Annotated in this window: 16 protein-coding genes; 2 read left to right on the top strand and 14 right to left on the bottom strand. The window is 61.6% G+C overall.

The genetic code is table 11. The features are described from left to right. Positions 1-262: 262 nt before the first annotated feature. Positions 263-745 (top strand): hypothetical protein, encoded by a 483-nt coding sequence (locus ACYZT6_RS06920; RefSeq protein ID WP_462026258.1) that lies wholly within the window; start codon positions 263-265, stop codon positions 743-745. Positions 746-891: 146 nt separating this feature from the next. Beyond that, complete coding sequence (locus ACYZT6_RS06915) at positions 892-2,160, top strand: OmpP1/FadL family transporter (protein ID WP_462026257.1); 1,269 nt, start codon at positions 892-894, stop codon at positions 2,158-2,160. 86 nt (positions 2,161-2,246) lie between these two features. Here ACYZT6_RS06915 and ACYZT6_RS06910 read toward each other — a convergent pair whose 3' ends face one another. From ACYZT6_RS06910 to cobO, 14 genes are all read right to left on the bottom strand, one after another. Continuing rightward, positions 2,247-2,798 carry a glutathione peroxidase gene (locus tag ACYZT6_RS06910; protein ID WP_462026256.1) on the bottom strand — a complete coding sequence of 184 codons (552 nt, stop codon included), beginning with the start codon at positions 2,796-2,798 and terminating at the stop codon, positions 2,247-2,249. Positions 2,799-2,853: 55 nt separating this feature from the next. Continuing rightward, positions 2,854-2,976, bottom strand: coding sequence for a hypothetical protein (locus ACYZT6_RS06905; RefSeq protein WP_256597486.1), 123 nt, complete (start codon positions 2,974-2,976; stop codon positions 2,854-2,856). Next, a complete protein-coding gene (locus ACYZT6_RS06900; protein ID WP_462026255.1) occupies positions 2,973-4,181 on the bottom strand; it encodes an MFS transporter in 1,209 nt (402 codons plus the stop codon). The genes ACYZT6_RS06905 and ACYZT6_RS06900 overlap by 4 nt, the downstream gene beginning before the upstream one ends. Before the next feature lie 52 nt (positions 4,182-4,233). Continuing rightward, positions 4,234-4,638: a MarR family winged helix-turn-helix transcriptional regulator gene (locus tag ACYZT6_RS06895; protein WP_131062190.1), complete on the bottom strand. Its 405-nt coding sequence runs from the start codon at positions 4,636-4,638 to the stop codon at positions 4,234-4,236. A gap of 166 nt (positions 4,639-4,804) precedes the next feature. Continuing rightward, positions 4,805-5,539: an adenosylcobinamide-GDP ribazoletransferase gene (locus tag ACYZT6_RS06890; RefSeq protein WP_462026254.1), complete on the bottom strand. Its 735-nt coding sequence runs from the start codon at positions 5,537-5,539 to the stop codon at positions 4,805-4,807. Positions 5,540-5,541: 2 nt separating this feature from the next. Further along, a complete protein-coding gene (cobC, locus tag ACYZT6_RS06885) occupies positions 5,542-6,117 on the bottom strand; it encodes an alpha-ribazole phosphatase family protein (protein WP_462026253.1) in 576 nt (191 codons plus the stop codon). Continuing rightward, positions 6,114-7,169, bottom strand: a complete 1,056-nt coding sequence (gene cobT / locus ACYZT6_RS06880; protein ID WP_462026252.1) for a nicotinate-nucleotide--dimethylbenzimidazole phosphoribosyltransferase — start codon at positions 7,167-7,169, stop codon at positions 6,114-6,116. Before cobT ends, cobC begins: the two co-directional genes overlap by 4 nt. Beyond that, on the bottom strand, positions 7,166-7,687 hold the full coding sequence (gene cobU / locus ACYZT6_RS06875; protein ID WP_462026251.1) for a bifunctional adenosylcobinamide kinase/adenosylcobinamide-phosphate guanylyltransferase: 522 nt from the start codon (positions 7,685-7,687) through the stop codon (positions 7,166-7,168). Before cobU ends, cobT begins: the two co-directional genes overlap by 4 nt. A gap of 147 nt (positions 7,688-7,834) precedes the next feature. Then, the gene (locus tag ACYZT6_RS06870) at positions 7,835-9,286 is read right to left on the bottom strand and encodes a cobyric acid synthase (RefSeq protein ID WP_462026250.1); all 1,452 of its coding nucleotides are present in this window, start codon (positions 9,284-9,286) and stop codon (positions 7,835-7,837) included. Next, a complete protein-coding gene (cobD, locus tag ACYZT6_RS06865; protein WP_462026249.1) occupies positions 9,283-10,275 on the bottom strand; it encodes a threonine-phosphate decarboxylase CobD in 993 nt (330 codons plus the stop codon). The genes ACYZT6_RS06870 and cobD overlap by 4 nt, the downstream gene beginning before the upstream one ends. Then, the gene (gene cbiB / locus ACYZT6_RS06860) at positions 10,268-11,176 is read right to left on the bottom strand and encodes an adenosylcobinamide-phosphate synthase CbiB (protein WP_462026248.1); all 909 of its coding nucleotides are present in this window, start codon (positions 11,174-11,176) and stop codon (positions 10,268-10,270) included. The genes cobD and cbiB overlap by 8 nt, the downstream gene beginning before the upstream one ends. Further along, positions 11,173-11,823, bottom strand: a complete 651-nt coding sequence (bluB, locus tag ACYZT6_RS06855) for a 5,6-dimethylbenzimidazole synthase (RefSeq protein ID WP_462026247.1) — start codon at positions 11,821-11,823, stop codon at positions 11,173-11,175. The genes cbiB and bluB overlap by 4 nt, the downstream gene beginning before the upstream one ends. Next, on the bottom strand, positions 11,820-13,220 hold the full coding sequence (locus tag ACYZT6_RS06850) for a cobyrinate a,c-diamide synthase (RefSeq protein WP_462026246.1): 1,401 nt from the start codon (positions 13,218-13,220) through the stop codon (positions 11,820-11,822). The genes bluB and ACYZT6_RS06850 overlap by 4 nt, the downstream gene beginning before the upstream one ends. Next, entirely contained in the window at positions 13,217-13,828 is a 612-nt protein-coding gene (gene cobO, locus ACYZT6_RS06845) for a cob(I)yrinic acid a,c-diamide adenosyltransferase (protein ID WP_131062200.1), read from the bottom strand. Before cobO ends, ACYZT6_RS06850 begins: the two co-directional genes overlap by 4 nt. Positions 13,829-13,848 lie beyond the last annotated feature (20 nt).

Here is a 13,848-nt window from a genome sequence, read left to right as displayed (position 1 = left end):
GAAAACCTCAAAAGCCCTGCTCAAAAAGCGGGGCTTTTTATTGCCCTATATTTCTCATCGCGCGGCCTGTGGCTAAGCACTAACGGGTATAACGGTTATAACTGGAAGCCGGAAATATTTTAAAAACAGTCCTTTACAGCGCGAATATGACACTACACTTCAACTCAAGCGGCTTGTTCCGCTTCCGGCGAGCCTGATTCGATTCACCCGCTGCCAACGCTCCCTTCAGGTATCGCCGACCACTTCATGTTCCGAGGGCTTTATGGGTATCGCTGCCAGCGAACTGTGCCGTTATGTGATCCGCCCGACTTTGATTTACCTAGGGCGCCATAGCGCAACTGCCGAATCCCTGCTGCTGGGTATCGCCGCCAGCCAGTCTGCCCTTGGTTCCGCCCTGCATGACCGCCGTGGACACGGCCTGTACCGAATTGCCGAACCCCGCCACCAGGCTCTCTGGGATCACTATCTGGCATTGGACCCGGAGCGCGCGAGCCTCGTGCGCGGCCTGGCCAGTCAGCATGCCTTTCTCAGCGGGCCGCACCTGGAATTGACCGTCAACCTGCGTTACGCCACTGCCATCGCCTGGCTGCTGGTAGAAGAACAGAACACTCCCCTCCCCGCCGCGGATGACTTGTTGGGTATGGCCCGAATCTGGCGCCAGACTTTTCAGCCTCAAGGACGCCTGCGCGACTTTACCTACGCCTGGCAAACCTGTGTTTCATCAATGAATCAGGTCGCCTGCTGACCCACCGGTTTCCAAAGATCCTGTAACGGGTCGCGAATTCGGTCGGATTGTCCTACAAAACCGCTCTAACTCAAGCCATACAGCCTATAGCGCTGGGACGAAAATGTTGGTAATTTTCGCCCCGGTGATCACCAGGAGTTCTAATAATGAAAAAAGTAATGCTCAAAACCACCATTAGCCTCGCCGTTGCCATGGCATCCACCCAAATCTTCGCAAGTGGCTTTGCCCTCAACGAACAAAGCATCAGCGGGATGGGAACAGGTTTTGCCGGGCGATCTTCCTCTGCCGACGACGCATCCACCATTGCTGGCAACCCTGCCGGCATGTCTCGCCTCAAGCGCGAACAAGTGACCGGCGGTGTTGCATTCATCGACGCGCACACTGACATCAGTGACGCCAGCTCCAGTCCGAATGGCGGTTCCAACAAAGGTGACATGGTCCCTTTCATGGGCGTGCCTATGGGCTACTACGTCAAGCCAATCGATGACCATTGGGCAGTCGGTTTCGGCGTCTACGCTCCATTCGGCCTGGTGACCGACTACGAGAAAGGCTTTGCCGGCCGTTACTTCGGCAGCAAGAGCGAAGTCAGGATCGTCACCCTGCAACCGACTGTGAGCTACGCCTTCAACGACAAGGTCTCCATCGGTTTCGGCCCAACCATCAATCGCATCGACGGCAAGCTGGAATCGAACCTGTCGCTGGTGCAGGGCCCAGCGGATGGCGAAGTCAAGATCAAGGGTGACGACACCGCTCTTGGCTACAACATCGGCATCATGGTTCAAGCCCTCGAAAGCACTCGCCTTGGCCTGACCTATCACTCGAAAGTGAAGTACAAGCTCGACGGTGACACCAAGGTCAACTACGGCCTGCTTGGCGCACTGGGGCAGAACCCAAACCAGAAGTTCGACGCTTCGCTGGACATCACCACACCTGAGTCGGTGGACTTTTCGGTCACTCACCTGCTGAACGACCAGTGGACCCTCTACGCAGGCAGCACCTGGACTCGCTGGAGCCGCCTGAAAGAAATCACCGTTGAGAACAGTGGCGTTCCTGCTGCTCTGAACAGCCGGCTTGGTACCATCACCGAAGAGCAGAACTGGCATGACACCTGGGCTCACGCCATTGGTGCTTCGTATAAGGTGAACAAGCAATGGGTCCTGCGCACCGGTTTCTCCGTGGATCAGGCTCCGACCAATAACGAAAACCGTTCCCCACGCATCCCGACTGGCGATCGCAAGATTTTCAGCCTGGGCGCTGGCTGGAGCCCGACCGACGACCTGACCATCGACGTTGCGTACTCGTACCTGGTCGAAGAGTCGGTAAAGGTCAACAATAGCAACGGCCGCCAGACCTACAGCGCCAAGTATGAAAACTCGGCGAACGGTTTCGGTGTCGGCGCGACCTACCGCTTCTGATTCACGGCGCGCCTGAATCCCTCGCCGCCTGAATTGAAAAAGCCCCGCGCTCTTGTACAGAGGCGGGGCTTTTTAGTGGGCGTCAATCAGGGTTGCGAGGCCAGGGCTTTTTCCACCGCGGCGATGAACTCGGGATCGTCGGGCTTGGTCAGGCTGGAGAAATTGGCAATGACCTTGCCCTTGCGATCGACCACGTATTTATAGAAATTCCACTTCGGCGCGCTGGTCTGTTTGGCGAGAACCTTGAACAAGTGGGTCGCGTCGTCACCGCGGACTTTCTGCGGCTCGGTCATGTTGAACGTCACGCCGTAGTTCACGTAGCAGACCTTGGCAGTCTCTTCGCCATCCTTGGACTCTTGCTTGAAGTCATTGGACGGAACGCCGATCACCTCCAGCCCCTGATCCTTGTAGCGCTGATTCAGCGCCTCAAGGCTTTTGAACTGTGGGGCAAAGCCACAGAAGCTTGCGGTATTGACCACCACCAGCGGTTTACCCTCAAACCGTTGGCACAGGTCGATGGATTCCTTTGCGCGCAACTTGGGCAACGAGCCCTGCAACAGTTCCGGGCACTCGGCCGCCTGTGCCAATCCGGTAAACGCCATCAGCAACGCGGGGACTGCAATCCAGCGCATCAGCATGTCGGTGCATCCTTGATCAATGGTCACAAACGAAGTTACTCGCCCACGCGTGTTTCTAGCAAGCACCCATGCCCAACTGCATCAGCGCCAGCCCGCCCTGATGCCATCCCCACCATGCCAACGCCAGCAGCAAGGCGCCGACAGCGGCGACGGCTATTCGCGGCCAGAGACTGTTCATATCACACTCATTCGGGTTTGCAGGCGCGCAACCGGCTGCTCACGCACCGGCCAGTTCAGGGCGGCGGCCAACAGGCTCAAGAGAATCGCCACTTGCCAGATCAAGTCATAGCTCCCGGTTCGGTCATACACCACCCCACCCAACCAGCCGCCGAGGAACGAACCGAGCTGGTGGAAGAGGAACACAATCCCACCGAGCATGGACAGATTTCGCACACCGAACAAGGTCGCCACTGTGCCGTTGGTCAACGGCACGGTCGACAGCCACAGAAAGCCCATGGCCATGCCGAACAGGTACGCGGTGGTGGTGGTGACCGGCGCCCACAGGAACAGCGTAATCACCACCGCCCGCAGCAGGTATAAACCGGTGAGCAAGCGCGGTTTGGACATGCGACCGCCAAGCCATCCTGCGGTGTACGTGCCGAAGATATTGAACAACCCGATCAGCGCCAGCACCGTGGTGCCCACCGTGGCCGGAAGGTGCTGATCCACCAGATACGCCGGCAAATGCACGCCGATGAACACCACCTGGAAACCGCAGACAAAAAAGCCGAACGCCAACAGCCAGAACCCCGAATGTGAGCAGGCTTCGTGCAGCGCTTCGGAGAGGGTTTGTTCGTGGCCGAGGACCGGCAGCGGTTTGTCCTTGAGCATGCTTACCAGCGGGATGATCAGCGCCACCAGCAGGCCCAACACCAGCAAGGCCGCGGACCAGCCCAGCCAGCCGATCAACCCCAGCGTACCGGGCAACATCGCAAACTGACCAAACGAACCGGCGGCGCTGGCGATGCCCATGCCCATGCTGCGTTTCTCCGCTGGCACGGCACGACCGACCACGCCGAGGATCACAGAGAACGAAGTGCCCGACAGGCCGATGCCGATCAACAGACCGGCACTGAGGGACAAGGTCACCGCCGAGTCGGACAAGCCCATGAACACCAGGCCCAAGGCGTACAGCACACCGCCGACCAGCACCACTTTCGCCGCACCAAAGCGGTCAGCCAGCGCACCGGTGAACGGCTGCGCGAGGCCCCAGATCAGGTTCTGCAAGGCGATGGCAAATGCAAACGTCTCACGACCCCAACCGAACTCGGCACTCATAGGTGCCAGAAACAGGCCGAAGCCGTGTCTCACGCCCAAAGACAATGCCAGGATCAGCGCACTCCCCACCAATACCCAACCGCACGTACGCCACATCGAGGTCATTCTTATTCTCCGGTAGCGGGTATATACCCGCTTAAGATCGGAAAAACCGGCATCACGCCAGTTCGTCCAGCAGTCGCAACAAGGTTTCGCGTTTTTCGGCACCCAGACGATCGACCAATCGCTGCTGCGCCGCCTCCCACGCAGGCAAGGCCGCGGCCAGGCGATCTGCACCCGCCTCGGTTAGCCGGACGATGCGATTACGCATGTCCTCGCCCTCGACCAGCGTGACCAGGCCCTCACCTTCCAGCACCCGAAGATTGCGCCCCAGGGTGCTACGGTCCAGGCCCATGGCTTCGGCCAGGGTGGAAATACTTGGTTCATTCAGGCGCTGCAGATTGCACAGCAAAGAATACTGGGCAACGTTGATCCCGAAGCCGTCGAGAGCGCCGTCGTAATGCCTGCTGACGCCACGGGCGGCGCGACGCAGGTTGATGCATAAACATTGAGAGTCGAGCATGGTGCGTGTATATACCCGCGGTTAAATGAATGCAAATTTTTGACACATATTACCGTAGGCGCGAGCGGGCGGCGTTCCGACTTGCCCGCGAAGAACGAAAATGCGGTTTGGCAGACAAAACGCGTCGCGCCCTTCGCGGGCAAGTCGGATCGCCGCCCGCTCGCTCCTACAGAATCAGGGCAACGCTCACCAGCACCGCCATCTCCATCAACTCCAGCATCGCTCCGGCCGTGTCCCCCGTCGTGCCGCCCAATCGCCGCAGCATCACCTGCCGCAACCAAACGAACATCACCCCCGCCAGCAAAAGCGCCCAGACACCGCTGACTCCAGCGATCAAAACGCAAGCCAACGCACTGACCGCCAACACCTGCTTGCCCGCAGCGCGCGGTAAATGATCCGCCAGCGCCTGCCCCAACCCGCCGGCACGCACATACGGTGTGGTCAGGAACAATCCCAGCATCGCGCCGCGGCCAATCAGCGGAACGATGATCAGCACTAAGCCATGCTGCTGCTCGATCAACGCCAGCAACGCGGCGAATTTGAGCAGCAACACCAGCACCAGCGTCACCACCGCAATCGGCCCACTGCGCGGGTCTTTCATGATGGTCAACGTGCGCTCGCGGTCGCCGAAACCACCGAGCCAGGCGTCGGCGCTATCGGCCAGGCCATCCAAGTGCAACGCGCCGCTGAGCAAGACCCAAACCGTCAGCAACAACGCGGCGTGGAGCAACAGCGGCGTGCCGAGCAGCAGCCAGTTCAGTGCCCATAAAAGTGCACCGAACAGCAGCCCGACCAGCGGATAAAACAGCAGCGACCGACCCAGTTCCTGAGGTGCGGGCATGCCGGGCAGACGAATCGGCAAGCTGCTGAGAAATTGCAGGGCGATCCAGAAGGGCAACATGGTCAGATCGCTTCCTTGAGAATGACGCCTGACTCGACGCGCAACGAAAACAGCGAGCCATGGCCGACTTCGACATTCAGCAACTGCTCACGCGGCAACCCCCGCGCCTGAGCCAGCAATAAACGCATGACGCCACCATGGCTGATCAGCAAGATCCGTTCACCTGCATACGCCGCGTGCAGACACCCCACCGCCCTCAGCACCCGCGTCGAAAAATCCTCGACCGGCTCACCCTCAGGCGGCGTAAAGGAATAAGGATCGGCCCAGAACAGACCCAGCCCCTCGGCGTCAGTCTCCATCAGCGCCGCCGCGCTCTGCCCTTCCCAGGCACCGAAGTGCAGCTCTTGCAGATTTTTGTCCAGATGCACTGGCAGCCCCAGCTGAGCACCGAGCTCATCGGCAAACCGCGCACAACGTTGCAACGGCGAACTGATCAAGCGATCCCACGGCCCTTGCTCGACCACCGCCGCGCGCATCTGCTCCCAGCCCTTGGCGGTCAGTGCATCATCGAGGCTGCCGCGCAAACCGCCACCGAGCTCGGTTTCGCCATGGCGCAGAAGATCCAGACGCAACGTCATGCCGGACGATCCGCCACTGCGGCTTCGGCGAAGGTTGCCATTTGCCCGTGAAGATCGCAGGCCAGACGCAGCAACGGCACGGCCAACGCGGCGCCGCTGCCCTCGCCCAGACGCAGACCGAGGTCCAGCAGCGGCTCGGCACTGAGGGTTTCCAGCACATGACGATGGCCCGGCTCGGCACCGCGATGGCCGAACAACAGCCACTCACGGCAGTCAGGATTCAAGCGCACTGCCACCAACGCGGCGACGCTGCAAATAAAGCCGTCCACCAGCACCGCAACGCCTTCCTGGGCACACGCCAGATACGCGCCGACCAGCGCCGCAATCTCAAAACCGCCGAGGTTGAACAGGGTTTGCAATGCATCACCACGCTGAGCGCCATGCAATGCCAGGGCACGTTCGATGACCTGGGCTTTATGGCTGACACCTGCCGCGTCCAAACCGGTACCCGGCCCGGCCAAATGCACCACCGGGCAGTCGAGCAAGGCACAGGCCAGCGCGCTGGCCGCGGTGGTGTTGCCGATGCCCATCTCGCCGCCGATAAACAACTGCGCACCGGCGGTGACCGCACGCTGCACGCTGTCGCGACCGGCCTGCAAGGCGAGTTCGCCCTGGACCTGCGTCATGGCCGGGCCTTCCACGAAGTTGGCAGTGCCCGCACCGATATTGAGGTGACGCACGCCCGGCAGGTTCAACGATGGCGTCACCGTGCCGAGGTCGACCACTTCCAGCGAAGCGCCGAGCTGGCGCGCCAACACACTGATCGCCGCGCCACCGCTGACAAAGTTATGCAGCATCTGCCCGGTGACTTCCTGAGGAAATGCCGACACGCCCTCTGCAACCACACCATGGTCACCGGCAAAAATGGCAATCCACAGCTGCTCAAGACTTGGTTTGACCTGCCCCTGCAGCCCCGCCAATTGCACGGCCACCGATTCGAGTCGGCCGAGAGAACCGGCGGGTTTGGTCAGCTGCTGCTGACGCGCCTGCGCCTGTTCGACGGCTTGAACGTCGATCGGCTTGCACGGGTTCAGCCACCAGGATTGAGTCATAACGCGGGTCCTTTCAAAGTCAGGGGCAGGCCGGCGACGGTCAGGACGACACGTTGGCAGCGCTCGGCCAGGGCTTGATGCAGCCAACCGGCTTCATCGACATAGCGGCGAGTCAATTCGCCCAGCGGCACGACACCCATTCCGGTCTCGTTGCTGACAAAAATGATTTCACCCGGCAAAGAAGCCAGGCAGTCCAGCAGGGCTTCGCGTTCTGCGTTGAGGCGTTCGGCGTCGTCGAGCAACAGCAGATTGGTCATCCACAGGGTCAGGCAATCCACCAGCAGGCAACGGTCGGCGCGGGCGTTTTCGCGCAATACGCGGGCGAGTTCGACCGGTTCCTCGATCAATGCCCATTCAGCCGGACGACGGGCGCGGTGATGGGCGACACGCTCGTTCATTTCACCGTCCAGCGGTTGGCTGGTGGCGATGTAGGTGACCTGAAGCCGGCTGTCTGTCGCGAGTTTTTCAGCGAGGCGACTTTTGCCGGAACGGGCGCCGCCGAGGATCAGTTGGAGCATGGTTCATTCCTTAAATCATTGGTGAGGCGCCTGGCCTCATCGCGGGCAAGCCCGCTCCCACAGGTTCCGTGGATGGACCAAAAATCTGTGAACAGCCTCGATCCTTGTGGGAGCGGGCTTGCCCGCGATGAGGCCGGTACAGCCACCTCAAATCCCACAGAGCTCACGCAACAACGCGGTATCCAAATGCTTCTCCACCAGATCCGCCAACCGCTCGATATCGCGCTCGCGCAACCCGTGGTAATCCACTTCCTGCACATCCTGCAAACCCGCCCAGCGCAGCAGCGCACTGCACGCTGCCGGGGATTCAAACAGGCCATGCAGGTAGGTGCCGAAAATCTGCCCGTCAACACTTTGCGCGCCATCGCAGCGACCATCGTCGAGCTGCACGGCAGCGTTTTCCAGCGCCGGCCCGGTGGTCACTCCGGCGTGGATTTCATAGCCGCTGACCTCGGCATCTTCCAGCTCCAGACGGCCGCGCACATTGCGCAATTGCTTCTCTTCTTCGAGCTGTGTTTCGAACGCCAGCAAGCCCAGACCGGCACTGGACCCCGACGCGCCTTCGAGGCCCAGCGGGTCATGCACCTGCTCACCGAGCATTTGCAGACCGCCGCAAATCCCCAGTACTTTTCCGCCATAACGCAGATGACGACTGATGGCCGTGTCCCAGCCATTGGCGCGCAAATACGCGAGGTCGCTGCGCACGCTTTTTGAGCCGGGAAGAATGATCAGGTCGGCCGGAGGAATCGCCTGGCCAGGGCCGATGAATTGCAGGTCCACTTGCGGATGCAGGCGCAGCGGATCGAAATCGGTGTGGTTGCTGATGCGCGGCAACACCGGCACTACCACTTTCAGCACGCGCTCGACCTTGTCGGTCTGGCGCTGATCGATACCGTCCTCGGCTTCGAGGTGCAGATCCATCACATACGGCAGAACGCCGATCACCGGTTTGCCGGTGCGGGCTTCCAGCCAATCGAGGCCGGGTTGCAACAAGGCGATGTCACCGCGAAAACGGTTGATGATAAAGCCTTTGACCCGCGCCTGTTCGGTGGGCGACAGCAATTCCAGCGTGCCCACCAAATGCGCAAACACCCCGCCGCGATTGATGTCGGCGATCAGCACCACCGGGCAATCCACCGCTTCGGCAAAACCCATGTTGGCGATGTCGCCGGCACGCAGATTGATCTCAGCCGGCGAGCCTGCGCCTTCGACCATCACCACCGGGTAGGCCGCGCTCAATCGTTCATGAGAGGCCAACACCGCTTGCATGGCGATGGCTTTGTAGTCGTGATAGGCAACCGCGTTCATCGTCGTGACCGCGCGACCATGAATGATCACTTGGGCGCCGGTATCGCTGTTGGGTTTGAGCAACACCGGATTCATGTCGGTGTGCGGCTCAAGGTTGGCCGCCTGGGCCTGCACTGCCTGGGCGCGGCCGATCTCGCCGCCATCGGCGGTCACGGCACTGTTGAGCGCCATGTTCTGCGGTTTGAACGGCACGACGCGCACGCCTTGACGGACAACCCAGCGACACAACGCCGTCACCAGCGTGCTTTTACCGGCGTCGGATGTGGTGCCTTGCACCATTAGCGTGGTCATTGCGATTCCTTGACGTAGGCTTGAAGCGCTTGCTCGAGACGCAGCCAGTCGGCTTCATCCGCAGGCAGACCGAAACGCACGCTGCTGTTGTGGGCGAACAACCGCAGCAAGATGCCACGTTGTGCCATGAACTCGTGAAGCGCTTCGGCACGCTCGGTGATCAGCCATTGAAACAACGCGCAGCCACCCTGCGGCTGCAAACCATACTGCCCGAGCAAAAGCGCCAGGCGTTCGCTGGCCGCTTCGCTGCGCACCCGCTGCCTGGCGTGGCCTTCGGTGTCAAGCAAACAGGCTTGGCCCAACACCCGTGTCGGCCCACTGACCGCCCAAGGCCCCACCTGCTCGGCGAGCAATTTGAGCAGCTTGCGCTCAGCCAGCACAAAGCCCAGCCGCACACCGGCCAGGCCAAAAAATTTGCCGAACGAACGCAACACGATCAAGCCGACCTGATGGGCAAATGGCGCCACGCTCAACTGCGGCGTGTTGTCCATGAACGCCTCGTCGACCACCAGCCAGCCACCGCGCGAGGCCAACCGGGCATGCCAGTCGAGCAGACGGCTCGGGGGCAGGCTCAGGCCCGTCGGGTTGTTCGGATTGACCACCACCAGCACGTCGAGGCTGTCGATATAGAAGTCGACTTCCTGCTCCAGCACTTCGCGCACGATGTAGCCATTGCGCCGCCAGGCTTGCGCGTGTTCGGCGTAACACGGCGACAGCACGCCGACCTTGCCGGCCCGACGCAAACGCGGCAGCAATTGGATGGCCATTTGCGAACCGGCGACCGGCAGCACCTGGGCCGCGCCGTAATAGTCGCAAGCCGCTTGCTCCAGACCGTCATCGGTTTCCGGCAAGCGCGCCCAGGCCCGCAGCGGGATGTCCGGGATCGGGAATGGCCACGGCGCGAGGCCGCTGGACAGGTCCAGCCAATCGGCTTCGGCAATGCCGTATTCGAGCGCCGCCTTACGCAAGCGGCCACCGTGCTCAAGCATAGAATTCAGCTCCCACGCAGAGAATCAGCAGCCATAACCATACCCCGCGCTGGACCAATTGCCAGCCGCGGTCGATGGAGTCGGCGTCCGCTGGCACGCCTTCGCCCAGTTGCGGACGCTGATGCAGTTCACCGTGATAGATCGCCGCCCCGCCCAACTCGACGCCGAGCGCACCGGCACCGGCCGCCATCACCGGCCCGGCGTTTGGGCTGTCCCAGGTCGGGCCCTGGGTGCGCCAGCATTTCAACGCCAGTCGGGTTTTGCCCAGCAGCGCGTAGGTCAACGCCACCAGGCGCGCAGGAATGTAGTTGAGGACATCGTCGATCTTCGCCGCGGCCCAGCCGAAACGTTCGAAGCGCTCGTTGCGATAACCCCACATGGCATCGAGGGTATTACTCAAACGGTAGAGCACCACGCCGGGCGCGCCGGCCACGGCAAACCAGAACAGCGCGGCGAACACCGCATCGCTGCCGTTCTCCAGGACTGATTCGGTGGCAGCGCGGGCGACTTCGGTTTTATCCAGTTCGCTGGTCTGACGGCTGACCAGATAGCCCACGCGTATGCGCGCTTCAATCAGATCATCACTGCGCAGGGCCTTGGCCACCGGTTCGACGTGCTCACCGAGGCTGCGCATGCCGAGGGCGCAGTAGAGCGCGAGAATCTCGACAATCCAGCCGACATAAGGCGCCCAGGAAAACGCCGTGGCCAGCAAGGTCAGCGGCAACACCGCAATCACCCAGGCAGTGACGCCATGACTGCGCCAGCCACGCCCCTCACCATTGAAACGTTGCTCGATGCGCTCGGCAAAACGGCCGAACGCCACCAGCGGATGCCAGCGTTTGGGTTCACCCAGCAGCGCGTCCAGCGCAACCGCGGCGACACTCAATAACGCCACACTCATTGACTCACTCCCCAATAATTTTCATACAGCAACTCACTGAGCGGACGCACCTGCGCCCACCCTTCGAGTACCAGCATCGGCGCCGGATAGAATTCCTTGACCGGGCCGAGACAGAGAACCGCCAATGGCTTGGCCCCGGGCGGCAAACCCAGCAGATCTGCCAACGCTTGCGGCTCGAACAGCGACACCCAGCCCATGCCCAGACCTTCGGCGCGGGCGGCCAGCCAGAGGTTCTGGATCGCGCAGGACAGCGACGCCATGTCCATTTCCGGCAAGGTGCGACGACCGAAGATGTGGCGCTCGCGATCATCCATCAGCGCGGCGACCAACACCTCGGCGCAGTCGTTGATGCCTTCGACCTTGAGCTTCATGAATTCGTCGGTGCGCTCGCCGAGGGCTTCGGCGGTGCGGATGCGTTCTTCTTCCACCAGTTGCTGGATCTTGTCGCGCAGTGTGCGGTCGCTGATGCGAATGAATCGCCAGGGTTGCATCAGGCCGACGCTGGGGGCCTGATGGGCGGCTTCGAGCAGGCGTCGCAGTAACTCGGGCTCGACGGTGCCGCCGCTGAAGTGGCGCATGTCGCGGCGTTCGCCGATGGCTCGATAAACTGCGTCGCGTTCGGCCTGGCTGAATGCGTTGTCAGTCATGGCCTCTTCGCGAGCAGGCTCGCTCCCACATTAGATGGAGCTCTGCCTGACGAAACGCGGTCCCCTGTAGGAGTGAGCCTGCTCGCGATGGCGGCCTCCCGGTCAGGCGCAAACAATGCGGCTACAGCAGTGGGATTGGACGGAAAATAAAAGTGCACATAAGAAGCCGTCATCCGCCCCTCACGATAAACCGCCTCTGCCCCGCGCCCGCCATTCGGACTGAGCCCACGAGCAATCGGCTCAAGCTCGGTGCTGGTCAGCGAATGGTGATAGGTGTGCCCGCGCAACGAACCTTCCGGTAACTCAACCGCTTGCAATGCCAGCGCCGCCAGACGCTTTTGCATCACCGCATCACCCGCCAGCAAACCGACCAATTCAGCGCGAATGCCTTCGACGTCGGTCAACGAATCAAGCAGGTACAACATCCCGCCACACTCGGCCAACAACGGTTTGCCGTCGGCATGATGGGCGCGGATCGCAATGAGCATCGAGGTGTTCTGTGACAGCGCCACGTGGTGCAGCTCCGGATAACCGCCCGGGAGATAAAGGCTGTCCGCCTCTGGCAAATCAGCATCGCGGATTGGCGAGAAAAACAGCAGTTCGGCGCCCATGGCCCGCAGCAAATCCAGGCTCGCACCGTAGGTGAAAGCGAACGCCTCATCACGGGCCACTGCGATTCGCACGCCGGCCAGCAAAGGCTCTGCGACGATCATTTCAGGCGCCGCGAATTCCACGGGCGGCGGCAGCGCCACATCGCAACTGCTGGCCAGCGATTCGGCCGCTGCATCGAGGCGCAGATCGAGATCGTTCAACTCGCTGGCCTGGACCAGACCGAGATGGCGACTCGGCAGTTCAATCCCGGTCTCGCGCGACAACGCGCCGTACCAGCGCAAGCCTTCGGTCAGGCTGCCTTCGAGCAACTGCGCGTGCCGCAACGTGCCCACACGGTTGGCCAACACACCGGCAAACGGCAAGTCCGGCTGATACTTCGCCAACCCCAACGCCAGCGCACCAAAAGTCTGCGCCATCGCCGTACCGTCGATCACACCGAGCACCGGCACACCGAAGTGCCGCGCCAGGTCAGCGCTGGACGGCGTGCCGTCGAACAGCCCCATGACGCCTTCGATGAGAATCAGGTCGGCTTCACCGGCGGCTTCCCACAACAGACGACGACTTTCCTGCTCGCCGACCATCCACATGTCCAGTTGATACACCGGCGCACCGCTGGCGCGCTCGAGAATCATCGGGTCGAGAAAGTCCGGGCCGCACTTGAATACGCGAACCTTGCGCCCCTGATTGCGATGCAAACGGGCAAGCGCGGCGGTGACGGTGGTCTTGCCCTGACCGGAGGCCGGCGCGGCGATCAATACCGCCGGGCAATGACGTGGTTGACTCACAACTCGACGCCTTTTTGCGCTTTGATCCCGGCCTGGAACGCGTGCTTGATCACGCCCATTTCGGTGACCGTATCGGCCAGCTCGATCATCTCCGGCTTGGCGCCGCGACCGGTGACCACCACGTGTTGCATCGGCGGACGCGCCTGCAAGTCAGTGAGCACTTGATCGAGGTCGAGGTAACCGTGCTTGAGGGCGATGTTCAGTTCATCGAGCACCACCAGACCGATCGACGGATCGCGCAGCAGTTCGCGGGACACTTCCCAAGCAGCTTCGGCGGCGGCGATGTCACGCTGGCGGTCCTGGGTTTCCCAGGTGAAGCCCTCGCCCATCACATGAAAGCGTACTTGCTCAGGGAAGCGGCGGAAGAACAACTCTTCACCCGTGCTGTTGCGCCCCTTGATGAACTGCACCACGCCGCACTGCATGCCGTGGCCCATGGACCGGGCAAGCATGCCGAAGGCCGAGCTGCTCTTGCCTTTGCCGTTGCCGGTCAGTACCAGCAGCAGGCCGCACTCATTCGGCGAGTTGGCGATGCGTTCGTCGATCACGGCTTTTTTGCGCTGCATGCGCGCCAGATGGCGTTCGTCACGATCAGGGGAATCAGTCATGGGGGAGCTCTCCGTTGAGG

The organism is Pseudomonas sp. RT6P73 (assembly GCF_054897715.1).
This window is presented reverse-complemented; position numbering and strand designations above follow the sequence as displayed.